Source organism: Algibacter mikhailovii (assembly GCF_014651495.1).
Taxonomy (GTDB): Bacteria; Bacteroidota; Bacteroidia; order Flavobacteriales; family Flavobacteriaceae; genus Algibacter_E; species Algibacter_E mikhailovii.
Window position 1 is genome coordinate 1 of the sequence record NZ_BMWZ01000004.1, and the last position, 14,954, is coordinate 14,954.

Below are 14,954 nucleotides of genomic sequence, written 5' to 3' on the forward strand. Positions count from 1 at the left end.
TAAAACGTTTGCAAATTTATTAACACGTTCATGAAGTTGTTTATAGGTAATGTGCTCAGCTGGATCTTCAGGGTTATTCGGTTCAAAAAGAATGGCCGTTTTATCACCTCGTGTAGCTAAATGTCTATCTATACAATTTTCAGTAATATTTAATTGAGCTCCCTCAAACCATTTTACCTCTGGCTTAGAAAAATCCCAACTTAAGACTTTATCCCATTTACGTTGCCACATAAAATGTTCCTCAGCAATTTCTTCCCAAAAATTTTCAGGTTCCCTCACAGATTTACGATATACTTGATAATATTCTTCCAGATGTTTTATGTGGTAGTTACTCATTATTTTCTTTTAAGATCTTAATAGTTTAATTCAATTTTGTGGTGTTCTAAAATAACAAAATTATGGTTAGTTGTTCTACTTTTTTCTACAAACAACATCAGATTATCTACAGAAAAAAGCATTCTAGAGATTAATGGGTTGCTTGGCCGGCGCCACTTGGAATTCTAATATTCTCAACAATGTCTTGCACATCCTCGGGAGGCTCTGGTGTAAACTTCATAATTATTATAGATACTATAAAATTAAGCATCATAGCAATTGCCCCGAAACCTTCAGGTGAAATACCAAACCACCATTCACTTTTATCTGGTACTACCGCATCAAACCAACCTAATTTATATTTTATCATATACAATAACATAGTTATGGTACCAATAACCATTCCTGCAATAGCACCTTCCTTATTCATTTTTTTATAAAAAATACCTAAAATAATAGCCGGAAAAAAAGACGCGGCAGCCAATCCAAATGCCAAAGCGACTACTGCCGCAACAAAACCTGGTGGGTTAATCCCAAAATACCCTGCAACACATACAGCTCCAACAGCAGACAAACGCGCTGCGATTAATTCTCCTTTTTCTGAAATCTTTGGATTGATAATTTTCTTTATTAAATCATGAGATACTGACGCCGAAATCACTAATAACAGGCCTGCTGCAGTTGATAACGCTGCTGCCAAGCCTCCTGCAGCCACTAGGGCTATAACCCAATCTGGTAAGTTCGCAATCTCAGGATTCGCTAAAACCATAATATCCCGATCTACTACTAATTCGTTATTTTGTTTATCGGCTACATATTGAATCAAACCATCATTGTTCTTGTCGTTAAAAGCTATCAACCCTGTTGTTTCCCATTTTTTAAACCATTCTGGCACCTTATCATAAGGTTGATTGGAAACCGTTTCAATCATATTGGTTCTAGCAAAAACAGCTACTGCTGGTGCCGTAGAATACAATAGTACTATTAATAGTAAAGCAATGCCTGCTGATTTTCGAGCATCCTTAACACGCTTAACCGTAAAAAAACGCACAATGACATGCGGAAGTCCTGCGGTACCAACCATTAGGGCTAAGGTAATAGCAAAGACATCAATCAATGATTTAGAGCCCTCAGTATATTCAGCAAAACCTAATTCTGTACTCAGTCCATCTAATTTATCCAATAAATAAGTCCCAGACCCATCCACTAGTTCTCCTCCAAACCCCAATTGCGGAATAGGATTTCCAGTCATTTGAATGGATATAAAAATAGCCGGCACCATAAAAGCAAAAATAAGCACGCAATATTGGGCTACTTGCGTATATGTTATACCCTTCATCCCACCTAATACGGCATAAAACAAAACAATTAACATACCTATAATAACGCCAGTATTAATATCAACTTCAAGAAAACGGGAAAACACAATACCTACCCCGCGCATTTGCCCTGCCACATATGTAAAGGAAACGAGTAAGGCGCAGAACACCGCTACTATTCGTGCTGTTTTTGAATAATATCTATCGCCTATAAAGTCGGGCACAGTAAATTTTCCAAACTTTCTTAAATAAGGGGCCAATAATAGAGCCAATAGGACATAACCTCCAGTCCATCCCATTAAATATACTGCGCCATCATATCCGGCAAACGAGATAATTCCGGCCATTGAAATAAATGATGCAGCACTCATCCAATCAGCGGCTGTAGCCATACCATTTGCTAAGGGTGACACACCGCCTCCTGCAACATAAAACTCTTTAGTAGACCCTGCCCTAGACCAAATGGCTATTCCTATATACAAAGCAAAGGTTATACCTACTAAGATATAGGTCCAATTTTGCACACCTATACCGCTAACAAATAAACTATACATCATAACCATATTTTTTATCTAGTTTATTCATTAAACGTACATAAACAAAAATGAGTACTACAAAAACATACATAGAACCTTGTTGTGCAAACCAGAACCCTAGTTTGAACCCTCCTAATTTAAAAGTGTTGAGCGCGTCTTTAAATACTATTCCAGCTCCAAAAGATACTAGGAACCATATTGATAATAATATGAGTACATATCTGATATTTTCTTTCCAATAGGCTTTTGCTTTCTTTTTGTTGGTCATAATTTTAGTTTAATTAGCATTGGTTTAGTTTGTTAATTGCATTGTAATTTATAAAAATAATCCTATTCAAATTTCAGAACCTCTTTTAGTAACAAAATGTTTTTCAAATGCGTTAAAACTAGGAAGCTTCACAAATTCAGTTTTCTTTAATTTTAATAAAATACGCTTTCATTTCTAGTACAACCTTTGGCGCCAATATAAGTGTTGCTAACATAGTTGGAATAGCCATTAGAGCAAAAACACCATCAATTAAATTAAGCATGGCACTAAACGGTGATGTCGCAGCAATCACTATACTACCTATGTATATGAAATTATAATAATGCTTTTTTCGATCTCCAAACAGAAAAGACATACATTTTGAACCATAATAAGCATATGAAAACAAAGAAGAAACACTAAAGATTAACACGCAAACCATTAATAAATAGCTTCCATAGTTGGGCATGACCTTATTAAAAGCTGCTGCTGTTAAACTTACCCCATTATTAGATGTTGTTTCCCAAACACCAGTAACTAAAATAGCCAATGCTGTAAGTGTACATACCACTAAAGTATCAATAGCAGGACCTAGCATGGCAATCAAACCTTCTCTAACAGGCTCATCTGTTTTTGCAGCGCCATGTGCCATAGGAGCGGTACCAATTCCAGCTTCGTTAGAGAAAGCACCCCGTCTAATCCCTAATAAAATTAAAGCACCTAATACGCCGCCCATAAAGGCGTCACCATTATAAAAATTTGCGGAAAACGCATCCGTAAAAATCAAAACAAAATATTTGGGTACTAGATCATAATTAGAAATTAATATTATCAACACCAAACCAAAATACAACAAGACCATAAATGGCACCAATTTAGAAGTTGCAGTGCTAATGCGCCGCAGTCCGCCTGCAATAATAATTGAGGTCAACAAAACCAAAACGACTGCTAAAATTAGATTTGATTTTAGCCCTACCTCAACGTCGTTTGGAAGTAAAACAATATCGTTTATAGCCTGGGTGAGTTGGTTAACATTTACAACAGGCAGCGCCCCAAGCATCCCAAATAAACTAAACATAATGGCTAAAGGTTTCCAGGATGCCCCTAACCCTTCAACAATGAAATACATTGGTCCGCCTTGTAATGTTCCAGTACTATCTTTTCCACGATACATAATGGCCAAGGTAGAGGTAAAAAACTTGGTAGACATCCCTACAATAGCACTAACCCACATCCAAAACATGGCCCCAGGACCTCCTACCGAAATAGCCACAGCTACCCCCGCGACATTACCCATACCAATAGTAGATGATAAAGCGGTTGTCAATGCTTTGAAGTGTGATATTTGTCCAGGATCATTGGGGTCATCATACTTGCCCCTTAATATTTCAAGTGCATGACCAAAATAACGAAACGGCAAAAATTTTGACAATATTAAAAGATAAACACCCCCTCCAATCAATAAAACTACTAAGGGAAGTCCCCATGCATAATCAGCAAAAGTTTTTATAAAATGTTCCATCTATTAGCTCATAAAATTATAAATATATCATTTTACTTACATTATGTTTCAATTAATTAAAAGTATATTTAGCCTTCTTAAAACTAATGATGCCTAAATCTAATCGTTTATATTTTATAGATGCTGTTCGAGCTTTCGCCATTTTAATGATGCTTCAAGGTCATTTTATTGACACCTTATTAGACCCCATATATAGAGACAACTCAAATACGGCCTACGCTATTTGGACCTATTTTAGAGGTATTACGGCTCCAGTCTTTTTTACAATATCAGGGCTCGTATTTATATACCTTTTACTTAGAGCATTTGAAAAGGGTAATGACCATCAAAGGATGAAAAAAGGGCTGTTTAGAGGACTACTTCTTATAGGCATTGGGTATAGCCTTCGCATTAATATTTTTAGTTGGTTATCGGGGTATTTCAATACGTACTTTTTGGTAATAGATGTTCTGCAGTGTATAGGTTTATCGCTCATATTCTTAGTAGGGCTGCACGCCCTTTTTAGAAAACACAGTTATATTTTTTCTATAGTCCTTTTTAGCATTGGATGTATTTGTTTCATTACAGAACCACTGTATAGGGATTTAACATTGGAAAACACACCTTTATTTATTGCTAATTACATGACAAAATCTAACGGATCTGTTTTCACTATTTTACCCTGGTTTGGCTATGCCGCCTTTGGCGCGTTTATTTCAACTGTTTTTTATAGACATTTACATCGCCATAGGTTTCAATTACTTACTGTAATTACCTTTATAATAGTGGGCGTTTTTCTAATGTTTTGTTCATCATGGTTATTATTAGAAATTTATAGTTTAACGGATTTTGAATTATTAAAACAAAGTGCCAATTATAATTATTTATTCACTAGGCTCGGAAATGTGCTTCTATTACTCGGGGTATTCTATGCCTTAGAAAGGGTTTCAAAGCAATCCATAATTTCAAAAATTGGAGAAAAAACCTTATCTATTTATGTCATCCACTTTATATTGCTTTACGGAAGTTTTACAGGTTTTGGTTTGAAGCGTTATTTAAACAAATCGTTAGAACCTTATGAGGCCATAATAGGGGCCATACTCTTTATGATTACAGTATGTTTTCTAGCCTTTCATTATGCCAAGCCCAATACTTTTGTTTATAATTTAATTAGAAAAACAATAGACAAATTTAAAAATTAAAACTATGGCTTATGACGAGTATTTAGCCGATAGAATACGGCAACAGTTAAATGAAAAACAAGTACATTTCACTGAACTAAAAATGATGGGAGGCTTATGTTTTAAACTAGATAATAAAATGCTTTGTGGAATTCACATTGACAAAAAATATGGTGATAGCTTATTAATGGCTCGAATTGGTGAACATGTATACCTGGATGAACTTACAAAACCTGTTTGCCTACCCATGGATTTTACAGGCCGTCCAATGAAGGGCTATATTTTTATAACACCCGAGGGTTTTGACGCCGAAAAAGACCTATCCTATTGGCTAGATTTATGCATTGCATTTAACCCTTTGGCAAAGGCAAGTAGAAAGAAAAATTAAGAATACTTTAATAATTAGTGCTAATAGTTCAGGGGTAATTATCCTTATTTTTGCGGAGTACGATTAATCAGAATCCCCATATGCGTCAACCTTTACTATTTATTACAATAATACTTTTCAATTTAAACTACGTTTCTGCTCAGAATCAGGACATTGAAATTAAAGGAAAGGTTGTAGAAAGCACCAACAACTTAGCTATTGAATACGCTACTATATCCATCTTAAATTCAGATTCTCAAGAACCTATCACCGGAACGATAAGCAGTGAGGACGGTTCTTTTTCAATAAGAACAGAGGCATCTAATTTCTATATTGAAGTAAGTTTTATTGGCTTTAAAACAAGACGTTTTAAAGATTTCAAAATAATGAATAATACGGTTGATTTAAAAACTGTTATTCTCAATGAAGATAATGAAGCACTGGATGAAGTTGTCATTCGGGCAGAAAAATCACAACTTGAATTTAAGCTAGACAAACGCGTGTTTAATGTAGGGGCTGATTTGAGTTCTACAGGCGCTAGTGCTTATGAAGTATTAAATAATGTACCATCAGTTAATGTTAATATAGAAGGAGAAATAAGTTTGAGAGGCAGCCAAGGTGTTCAAATATTAATTAATGGTAAACCGTCTATTCTAGCTAGTGCTGATGGAAATGCATTAGGTACAATAACGGCGGATATGATCGAAAAAATAGAGGTGATTACAAATCCTTCAGCCAAATATGATGCCGAAGGGTCAACAGGAATCATTAATATCATAATAAAAAAGTCTGAAAAAAGAGGCTTAAATGGTTCAGCAACTTTAAATGTTGGCGTACCCAATAGTAATAGTTTTGGTTTAAGTTTAAATAAGCGTACCGAAAAGTTTAATTTATTTAGCCAAATGGGTTTTGGCATACGGACCTACCCATCAGAATCTGAGTATATCAATAAAGATTTAGTAAATAATATTACCATAACAAGTACGGGAGAAGGTGAGTTTGATGAAAAATTTGGAAACCTACTCATTGGAACTGATTATCATTTAAACGATAATAATATTATAACACTTTCGGCAGCTATAGCTTATGAAGTTGAAGATCAAAATGCACTGGCTTATTTCAATCAAAGTGATGCGTCTAATACCATAACAGATCGTTGGACAAGAACCGAGGTTACCGAGGCTACTAATCCTAAGTTGCGTTATGAACTACAATACAAGAAAGATTTCAAAAGACATAAAGAGCAAAGCTTATTGTTTAGTGCCTTGGGGAGTTCCTTCAGTAAAGATCAGTCTTCGTCTTTTCAGAACATGACAACTTTTGGAGATATTGAAGATTTTCAACAAAGAACGCGAACAGACTATTCCTTAGAAGACTATACTTTCAAATTAGATTATGTCCATCCATTTTTAGACAAATATACCTTAGAAACAGGATCTCAATATGTATTAAATGGGGTTACTAATGATTTTGCGGTAAGTGAGTTTGAAAATGGCGAATGGGTAAACAATCCTAATTTGACTAATATTTTTGACTTAGATCAGAATGTTCTAGCCCTGTATTCTACAGTCGCTTTTGAAGGTGAAAAATGGGGTGTAAAATTAGGACTGAGAGCTGAAAACACCGATTTAAAAACCCTCTTGGAGAATACCAATGAAATAAATAAAAAAAATTACACAGATTTTTTCCCGAGCGGACATACCTCTTATAAAGTTAGTGACAATTTTTCTTTGCAAGCCGGCTACTCTCGAAGAATAAGAAGACCAAGACTAAGAGAACTTAATCCATTTTCAAATATTCGAAATAACTATAGTATTTCTACCGGTAACCCCAATTTACAACCTGAATATACAGATTCATTTGAAATCACTAGTATTCATAAATTTGGCAAGGCCTCTTTAAATTGGAGTTTATACAACCGTTACACCGTTGATGTTATTGAGCGTATCACTTATTTTGAAGACAACATTAGTGTCTCCAGGCCTGAAAATGTTGGAAGTAACACAACTACAGGTATTGAGTTAAATGGAAAATATTCTCCCCTAAATTGGTTTTCAATAAATGGTGATTTTAATTTGAATTACTTTAATAGGGATGGTGATTTTGAAATGACTTCGTTTGATTTTAAAGGTAATAGATGGTCTACTAGAATAACTTCAAAATTTAAACTACCTGCTGAGTTTGATTTAGAAGTGTCAGGCGACTACAGGTCAAAATACCTTACCGTACAAGGTGAAGTTGACGATATTTATTTTGCAGATCTTGGCTTGAGAAAAAAAGTATTCAAAGGAAAAATCATTTTAAACATGAGTGTACGCGATGTCTTTGCGTCTCGAGTTTCTGAAAATACAACCATACAACCAGAATTTTTTGTTTATAATAGCCGCCAACGTGGGCGATTCGTTTCTTTTGGTGTGAGCTACGGTTTTGGTAAAGGTGAAGCCATGGAGTTTTCTGGAAGAAGGCGATAAATTTGTCTGCTACAATAAAAAGCTGACAAAAGTAAGCTTTTTAAAACTTTAGTCTCTTTAAATTTGTCCCAACAAACCATAAGAAACCAAGGTATCATGACAATGAAAACTATGCTATTGCCTAGTATTTTACTTATATTATTAAGTGCTTGTATTCAGGCGCCTAATTCTCCAAAAAAAAACATTGAAAAAACTGAAGTACATGCTACAGATGAAAAGCATTGGGGCTATTCTGGAGAAACATCTCCACGGCATTGGGCTGAAATAGAAAAAAACTCAGACTGCGATGGCGAACTACAATCGCCTATCAACATCATTCATAGGAGTGCCGATTCTATTAAGATTAGTAATAAATTCGAAATGTTTTATACACCAAATACATTTCTAAGTGAGGTTCAAAACGATGGTCATTCCATAAAGTTTGCATTTAAATCTATAGATTCTATTCGTTACAAAAAGGATATTTATTATTTAAAACAAATACATTTTCATGAGCCTGCAGAGCATAAGATTAATGGACTTATATATCCCATTGAAATGCACTTAGTACATCAAAGTGCCAGTGGTAAGTATACCGTCTTAGGTATCTTAGGAGAAGAGGGCGCTGAGAGTGATTTATTTGAGTTCTTTCAAAGTTTTTTACCCCTTGAAAATGGTGAAACCAAAACCATTAATGAGCAAATTGATTTATCTTATTTACAACTTGACAAAAAAAGCTATTATACCTATAAAGGATCTTTAACGACTCCTCCGTGTACTGAGAGCGTGAATTGGGTGGTCTTTAAAGAACCTTTTATTCTATCAGTTGAAGAGGTACTCACTTTAAAAAGTAATATGCCAATTAACAACTACAGAATTGAACAGCCGCTTAATGGACGCATTGTAAAATACAATTTTTAAATATAGTATTTTACTTACCTATTACATATATTTGAGCCCAAATATTAATTACCCCAAATAACTTAACCTATACATCTTATGAAAATTTTGCGCATTAGTATAATGTTTATACTAACAAGTTTTTTAGTTAATTGCGCTTCCGGTTATAAATTAATTGAACCTAAAGCCATTAACTACTTGTCCACCTAAAAAACAGATAGTATTACATTAGAATACAAATATGACCTGTTACATAAAAAGTACGAAAAAAAGAAATTAAAAAAGGGATAAAGCTTGTTGCCATTAAAGTAACCAATAATTCTGACAAGGACATAACCTTTGGAAGGGATGTAACACTTGCATTTTCCAACCGTACTGAAATGCATATCATGGAACCAGAAAAAACCTATAAAAGGTTAAAGCAAAGTCCAGCAACTCACCTTCTATATTTATCACTAACACCAATTAATTTTTATACCACAAGTACCGATTCTAATGGCTTTACAACTAATACAAGTTCTACGCCAATTGGTCTTGTACTAGGCCCTGCTTTAGCTGGAGGAAATATGATAGCTGCAAGTTCGGCAAACAAAAAATTTAAAAGTGAGTTACTTGATAATAAAATCTATGGATCAGTAATTAAAAAAGGGGAAACCAAATTTGGATTGATTGGAATTCAATCAGACGGCTTTGAATCGCTCCAATTAAATGTAAAATAATAGCATAAAAAAAAGACCTTCTTAATTAAGAAGGTCTTTTTTATCCGTTATGTATTATTCTTTATTCTGTTTTAATTAACGGAATATCTAAAGCTAATTCAGCATTAATTAAATCATCAATTTTATTAATGGCTTGTAAAAATTTAGCTGACTCAGTAGCTGGTACTACTTTCTTAATTTTTTTGTAATATTTCTTTTTTAGCTTTAAATCTTCTTGCTTATATGCAAAATACTGATTGACTAATTCATTGGCCTTATCATCAGTTAGATTCTCATAATTTTTAGCATAATCCTTAATTAAAGCAATTCTTTTGTTTTGAACATTATAATTCTGAGTTTCAAATTCGTTATACAAATCCCAAAATGGAGCACTTTGAGCTTCGGTTAAATTCATAACGCCAGCAATGGCTGCTTTGGTTTCGGTTTTTAACACTGAACGTGTTAATTCAATATACTCATTTGATTGTGCAAAGCTTGCTATACTCAATATTAGTGCAGCAAAAATTAGTAGTGATTTTTTCATTTAAATGGATTTTATAATTTTTTATAAATATAGTTCAGGAAATATCCTACTACAAAAAAAAGTCACATTATTTTAAAGAAAAACGGCACTTTAAAACACTTATATACGCTCATTTAAAGAGCCTTTCCGCTAGAATATTTAATGTAAATTGATAAGAATATTAAGCCCTATTTTTATAAAGAACCATTATTTAGAGAGTAGTAAATATAACTTGGAACTAAACCATATATACCCCAAGTTCTTTTATCTTTACAAAATAGTCACTTACTTTGGCATTCTTTTTGACTATCAAACTTGGGTTCAAATAATTAAAGAATAACCGACCTTTCCATTTAAATAGATTTTAAAATTAAGGATTATGAAAAAAATATATTTATCAATATTACTCGTTACCATAAGTACTCTAAGTTCGGTTTGTTTTGCACAATCTGAGAATGACACGCCTTTATTAGGATTGCCTGGTGATGATTTAGATCTTTACGCCGTATTAGACCTTTTTCAGAAATCAAAAACTATTGAAGACTTTGAAAAATCTTTAAATAATACAGCAGATGGTATAGTTAATTTAGATTTAAATAATGATGGCAATGTTGATTTCATCAAAGTGGTCACAGAACAGGATGGCAATAATTTCTTGTTTATTCTTCAAGATCCTATCAATGAAAAAGAAACTCAAGACGTCGCCGTTATTTCAGTAGCCAAGGATGATGATGGAAAAGTTTATTTGCAAATCATTGGTGATGAAGCTTTATATGGTAAAGATTATGTTGTAGAACCGCGCACAGAGCCTACTGCATCTGTAACGCCTAATCCGGCATATACCGGTAAAGAACCAGTTACGGTAAATGTAGAGGCAAATACTGAAGTTATTGTGGTTGAAGCAGCTCCTGTAGTGCAATATGTATATTCTCCAGCATATGTACCATATTACCCCGCTTATTACTATGGGTTTTACCCACCTTATTGGCGACCTATAGCAGTCATGAGTATTGCTATTTATAGACATAACCATTGGTATCATCACCATCATTATCACGGCGGTTATGGTCACAGGTCTGTTCATGTGCACCATCACCACCACTATAACAATTATAATAGAAACAGCAGACGCGCTTCGACTACGGTAAACAATAATATCCAAAACGGAAACTTTAAGACTGCTGGGCAGAGAGGAGCAAAACCGGTAACTACTCAAAACGGAGGAGGTTCTAACCGAGCATCAAACGGTAATCGCGCTTCTACGCAAACTGCAAAATCACAAGCAGGACGTACTTCAAATAATGTAGGCTCATCTAACAGAGCGACAAATAATAGGTCGACCGCTCCCAGCACGACCCAAAGATCAACATCACCTAGTACATCAAATAGATCATCGGCATCTAGGTCTATGGGGGCATACCCATCTTCTAGCGCAGGGCGTTCTTTTGGTGGTAGAATGGGAGGCGGAAGAAGAAGATAATGTATTCAAATAACGCTCCTAAATAAAAAAAATAAGGTTCTTTCAATGGAAAGAACCTTATTTTTTTTATTTAGACTTTACACCTTTATTCTAAAGGTAAATCAGAGGCACTCATGTCTCTTAAACAAACATACTGACCATTTCTTTTTTCGAAAAAACTCATATAATTACCCGTATTAATGGCTGTATTGGTGCTATCAACCACAGTATAATAACCAATTTCTAACACCTGCAATCCATCGTTTGAAGGGAACACTTCAGTGGTTGTAAAGGATATTTTATTCCTATTTGATTGTAAATCTAGTTTTAAAAACTCCAAGCGCTCTGCCTTATTTCTTATAGGCTTATGGTTTTGATAAAAGGTTATGGCATCATCTGCATAATACCCTATCTTTTTAATTTCACCACTATTATAAATGGCTGCATATTCATTCTCTCGATCTTGAATATCCCTTTTTATTTGGTCTTTATCAATTACCGTTGCTGCTGACTTTGAATCCATATTGCATGATCCCATCAATAAAAGTAGACCTGTACATGCAATGCCTTTTAAAAACATGTTCTTCATAATTAACGCTTATTAAAGTAATTGAATATTTTATTAATATCAAATGTAATACAAAAACAACAATTATAAGATTATCTCATATATCATGTTTAAATGTTTTGACACTAAGTTTAATGGATTCTGTCATATTTGAATATTACATATGCGCTTTTAGACGTTTCACCTCATATTTTAGAGGTTTCAAAGCTATTTATCTCAAAGTACACTAATCTGAGATGTAAATTTGAATAGAGATAAAAACAAATAATATAGTTTATATAACATGTCGAGTACTTAACTCGTAAAACATAAGATAGAGTAAATATTTTTCATATGGTTAGTTTGGTTAGTTTAGAAACCGCTCAGCAATCTCAAAAGGCTGAGTGGTGTTTTTTTGAGTAAAGTAAAAAAGAAAAACAGGACAGTATTGTTTTACTTTTTATATACTTTTCACTTTTAAATAATTTAAGGTAAAAACAAAGTTAAAACACAATTTAATACTACTAAGATGACCTATAAAGCTGTAATATTTGACCTAGATGGTACACTTGTAAATTCAATTGAAGACATTGCAGATGCAATGAATACAGTACTTCAAACATATAACTTCCCTACACATGACTATGACACTTATAAAACATTTGTTGGCAGCGGCGTAAAGAGTTTGGTTATTAAATCCTTACCAGAAGGTGAACGCCAAGACAATCAGGTTAAGAACTGCCATACTGCTATGATGAACATATATAAAAACCAATGTACCAATAAAACAAAACCGTATGATGGTATTGTAGAACTATTGGATGCGTTAAAGTCAACAGATCTTAAAATGAGTATCCTATCTAACAAAGCAGACGCACTAACAAAAAAAGTAGTCTCCACCCTATTTTCAGATTATTTCAATCCTGTTTTAGGATTAAAAATTGAAGCTCATAAAAAACCAAACCCTATTGTTGCTCTTGAAATATGTGCCACATTAGGCCTTGATCCTGAACAAGTCATCTATGTTGGCGATACAGGCATTGATATAAAAACTGCCAAAAATGCAAACATGATGGCTGTAGGCGTGTCTTGGGGCTTTAGAAATAAAGAAGAACTTATTGAAAATGGAGCCAATCATATATTAGAAAAACCATTGGATCTAATGGCTATTTTATAGCATGTGACTCAACTTATAAAAAAGTTATTTCAATTTGTTATTTAGTCGTTTCACTTGTTTTAGTTGCTAAAAAAAGTGCTCAGCAAAGTAAATTTGAATAGAATAAAAAACAGATAGTTACTTTTAAAAAGAGAAGTTCACTCTATAAAACAAGATAAAATAGTAGGTTTTCATATGGTTAGTTTGGTTAGTTTAAAAACCGCTCTGTCATCTCAAAAAGACAGAGCGGTTTTTTTTGCTTAAAATATGCATTGCACAATAAACCTATTCAAGGGTTAACCTATAAACGTTTGTCTCGCGCTTTACAAAACCTAACTTTTGATATAATTTATTGGCAGCTACCCGCTCTGGACTAGAAGTTAAATTAATACTGCTAATATTTTTTTTAGCAACATAATTAATAGCATACAACATTAATGCTTTTCCAAGTCCCTTGCCTCTGGCAGCATTATCAACAACAACATCTTCTACCCATACTTTATTACCGGTTGGTATTTTATTAAATACTAATGTAAATGTCCCTAAAATTTGCTTGTCCTCTTGAGCGACAAATAATACCGATGTTTCAGAGTTTACAATAGCTTGAAGATCTTCTTTTGAAGGCACCTTACAACTAGAGGATAATTGAGGAATTAAATTTTCAAAAGACTGAGCAATATCATCAGTTACCGTAGTTAGCTTATATATTTCCATAATTACAAAATTAACTGTTCTTGTTATGCTTTTCACTGTAGGTCAAAATACTGACCTAATTTAAGCATTAAATACTCATTCTAAAATGACTTTTTTATATTCAAATACTAAGGTCAATTAATTCAATATCCCTTTGGGCAGCTTCAAACCAATATAATGCCGTTTCGCATGAAAAGTATCTCATACTTTTTGAATCCCAACGTATATTTGAGTAGAAATAATAAATTATACAGAGATGCTAAACTCTTAAAAATTAGATCTTAAGTAAAAGTTTTTTTCATATGGTTAGTTTGGTTAGTTGAAACCGCTCCGTCCCTCAAAGACCGAGCGGTTTTTTTATTTAAGTCAAAAAAAAAAAGACCTTTTTAATAAATAAAGGTCTTTTGTTATTTTGAATTATGCTAGTTGTATCTATTCAATTAATGGAATTTCTGTAGCTAGCTCTGCATTAACCAAATCATCAATTTTATTCACAGCCTGAATAAATTTTGCGGCTTCAGTGGCAGGAATAATCTTCTTCATTTTCTTGTAATATTTCTTCTTAAGTTTTAAATCTTCCATTTTAAAATCAAAGGCTTGATTTATAAGTTCATCAGCTTTCTCATCAGTCAAGTTCTCATAATTTTCGGCATATTCTTTAATTATGGCAATTCTTTTATCCTTTACAAAATAACTAAAATCCTCATATTCATTAACTAAAAGCCAAAATTCTTCCTTCTGAGAGTCATCTAATTCCACAATTTCAGCAATGGCTTCTTTAGTGTCTTTTTCTAATATGGCTCTAGCCATTTCAATGTATTCATTGGTTTGTGCATAATTGGTAATCCCAACAAATAGAAAGCTAACAAGTAATAATAATTTCTTCATTATAAAAGGTTTTAATTAAGTCAATAAAGATAGTAAAACGAAATAAAATATTTCAATATAATCACATAGGAATATGGACAAATTTCGAATAACTAATCATGCATGACAATAACAATTTGGACTTCATATATCAGATATGCTTTAGGTCATTTCACATGGTAATTAAGTCGTTTC

Annotated in this window: 15 protein-coding genes; 7 read left to right on the forward strand and 8 right to left on the reverse strand. The window is 33.4% G+C overall.

The annotated features are described in order from the left end of the window. The 4 genes from IE051_RS08695 to IE051_RS08710 form a co-directional block, all read right to left on the reverse strand. A partial coding sequence (locus IE051_RS08695) for an acetyl-coenzyme A synthetase N-terminal domain-containing protein (RefSeq protein ID WP_308427712.1) occupies positions 1–336 on the reverse strand: 336 nt, incomplete at its 3' end. Positions 337–466: 130 nt separating this feature from the next. Beyond that, a complete protein-coding gene (locus IE051_RS08700; RefSeq protein WP_189360851.1) occupies positions 467–2,164 on the reverse strand; it encodes a sodium:solute symporter family protein in 1,698 nt (565 codons plus the stop codon). Positions 2,165–2,180: 16 nt separating this feature from the next. After that, positions 2,181–2,438, reverse strand: coding sequence for a DUF4212 domain-containing protein (locus IE051_RS08705; protein WP_189360406.1), 258 nt, complete (start codon positions 2,436–2,438; stop codon positions 2,181–2,183). A 136-nt stretch (positions 2,439–2,574) separates the two neighbouring features. Then, positions 2,575–3,939: an alanine/glycine:cation symporter family protein gene (locus tag IE051_RS08710; protein ID WP_189360407.1), complete on the reverse strand. Its 1,365-nt coding sequence runs from the start codon at positions 3,937–3,939 to the stop codon at positions 2,575–2,577. Between the two features lie 86 nt (positions 3,940–4,025). Between IE051_RS08710 and IE051_RS08715 the strand changes: the two genes are divergently transcribed. The 5 genes from IE051_RS08715 to IE051_RS18590 all read left to right on the forward strand — a co-directional run bounded on the left by IE051_RS08715 (position 4,026) and on the right by IE051_RS18590 (position 9,535). Then, positions 4,026–5,120, forward strand: a complete 1,095-nt coding sequence (locus IE051_RS08715; protein ID WP_229796761.1) for a heparan-alpha-glucosaminide N-acetyltransferase domain-containing protein — start codon at positions 4,026–4,028, stop codon at positions 5,118–5,120. A 4-nt stretch (positions 5,121–5,124) separates the two neighbouring features. Further along, positions 5,125–5,487 (forward strand): TfoX/Sxy family protein, encoded by a 363-nt coding sequence (locus IE051_RS08720; RefSeq protein WP_189360408.1) that lies wholly within the window; start codon positions 5,125–5,127, stop codon positions 5,485–5,487. Between the two features lie 80 nt (positions 5,488–5,567). Then, entirely contained in the window at positions 5,568–7,937 is a 2,370-nt protein-coding gene (locus IE051_RS08725) for a TonB-dependent receptor (protein ID WP_189360409.1), read from the forward strand. 96 nt (positions 7,938–8,033) lie between these two features. Further along, on the forward strand, positions 8,034–8,837 hold the full coding sequence (locus tag IE051_RS08730) for a carbonic anhydrase (protein ID WP_229796762.1): 804 nt from the start codon (positions 8,034–8,036) through the stop codon (positions 8,835–8,837). Between the two features lie 368 nt (positions 8,838–9,205). Next, positions 9,206–9,535, forward strand: a complete 330-nt coding sequence (locus IE051_RS18590; protein WP_229796763.1) for a hypothetical protein — start codon at positions 9,206–9,208, stop codon at positions 9,533–9,535. 61 nt (positions 9,536–9,596) lie between these two features. Here IE051_RS18590 and IE051_RS08740 read toward each other — a convergent pair whose 3' ends face one another. Beyond that, positions 9,597–10,058: a hypothetical protein gene (locus IE051_RS08740; protein WP_189360410.1), complete on the reverse strand. Its 462-nt coding sequence runs from the start codon at positions 10,056–10,058 to the stop codon at positions 9,597–9,599. A 358-nt stretch (positions 10,059–10,416) separates the two neighbouring features. Here IE051_RS08740 and IE051_RS08745 point away from each other — a divergent pair, with 358 nt between their 5' ends. Then, positions 10,417–11,517 carry a hypothetical protein gene (locus IE051_RS08745; protein WP_189360411.1) on the forward strand — a complete coding sequence of 367 codons (1,101 nt, stop codon included), beginning with the start codon at positions 10,417–10,419 and terminating at the stop codon, positions 11,515–11,517. Positions 11,518–11,602: 85 nt separating this feature from the next. On the opposite strand, the gene IE051_RS08750 is transcribed toward IE051_RS08745, so the two are convergent. Beyond that, positions 11,603–12,085, reverse strand: coding sequence for a YybH family protein (locus IE051_RS08750; protein ID WP_189360412.1), 483 nt, complete (start codon positions 12,083–12,085; stop codon positions 11,603–11,605). A gap of 487 nt (positions 12,086–12,572) precedes the next feature. On the opposite strand from IE051_RS08750, the gene IE051_RS08755 reads away from it, so the two are divergent. Continuing rightward, on the forward strand, positions 12,573–13,220 hold the full coding sequence (locus tag IE051_RS08755) for an HAD family hydrolase (protein WP_189360413.1): 648 nt from the start codon (positions 12,573–12,575) through the stop codon (positions 13,218–13,220). A 264-nt stretch (positions 13,221–13,484) separates the two neighbouring features. On the opposite strand, the gene IE051_RS08760 is transcribed toward IE051_RS08755, so the two are convergent. Both IE051_RS08760 and IE051_RS08765 read right to left on the reverse strand, forming a co-directional pair. Next, complete coding sequence (locus IE051_RS08760; RefSeq protein WP_229796764.1) at positions 13,485–13,913, reverse strand: GNAT family N-acetyltransferase; 429 nt, start codon at positions 13,911–13,913, stop codon at positions 13,485–13,487. A gap of 411 nt (positions 13,914–14,324) precedes the next feature. Then, complete coding sequence (locus IE051_RS08765) at positions 14,325–14,780, reverse strand: hypothetical protein (protein WP_189360414.1); 456 nt, start codon at positions 14,778–14,780, stop codon at positions 14,325–14,327. Between the last annotated feature and the right edge of the window lie 174 nt (positions 14,781–14,954).

Excerpts from the sequence above, each read along its gene's own strand:
- IE051_RS08725 (WP_189360409.1), top strand. The coding sequence starts at position 5,568 with ATGCGTCAACCTTTACTATTTATTACAATAATACTTTTCAATTTAAAC.
- IE051_RS08740 (WP_189360410.1), bottom strand. The coding sequence starts at position 10,058 with ATGAAAAAATCACTACTAATTTTTGCTGCACTAATATTGAGTATAGCA.
- IE051_RS08750 (WP_189360412.1), bottom strand. The coding sequence starts at position 12,085 with ATGAAGAACATGTTTTTAAAAGGCATTGCATGTACAGGTCTACTTTTA.
- IE051_RS08755 (WP_189360413.1), top strand. The coding sequence starts at position 12,573 with ATGACCTATAAAGCTGTAATATTTGACCTAGATGGTACACTTGTAAAT.
- IE051_RS08730 (WP_229796762.1), top strand. The coding sequence starts at position 8,034 with ATGACAATGAAAACTATGCTATTGCCTAGTATTTTACTTATATTATTA.
- IE051_RS08705 (WP_189360406.1), bottom strand. The coding sequence starts at position 2,438 with ATGACCAACAAAAAGAAAGCAAAAGCCTATTGGAAAGAAAATATCAGA.
- IE051_RS18590 (WP_229796763.1), top strand. The coding sequence starts at position 9,206 with ATGGAACCAGAAAAAACCTATAAAAGGTTAAAGCAAAGTCCAGCAACT.
- IE051_RS08765 (WP_189360414.1), bottom strand. The coding sequence starts at position 14,780 with ATGAAGAAATTATTATTACTTGTTAGCTTTCTATTTGTTGGGATTACC.
- IE051_RS08760 (WP_229796764.1), bottom strand. The coding sequence starts at position 13,913 with ATGGAAATATATAAGCTAACTACGGTAACTGATGATATTGCTCAGTCT.
- IE051_RS08745 (WP_189360411.1), top strand. The coding sequence starts at position 10,417 with ATGAAAAAAATATATTTATCAATATTACTCGTTACCATAAGTACTCTA.
- IE051_RS08715 (WP_229796761.1), top strand. The coding sequence starts at position 4,026 with ATGATGCCTAAATCTAATCGTTTATATTTTATAGATGCTGTTCGAGCT.
- IE051_RS08710 (WP_189360407.1), bottom strand. The coding sequence starts at position 3,939 with ATGGAACATTTTATAAAAACTTTTGCTGATTATGCATGGGGACTTCCC.
- IE051_RS08720 (WP_189360408.1), top strand. The coding sequence starts at position 5,125 with ATGGCTTATGACGAGTATTTAGCCGATAGAATACGGCAACAGTTAAAT.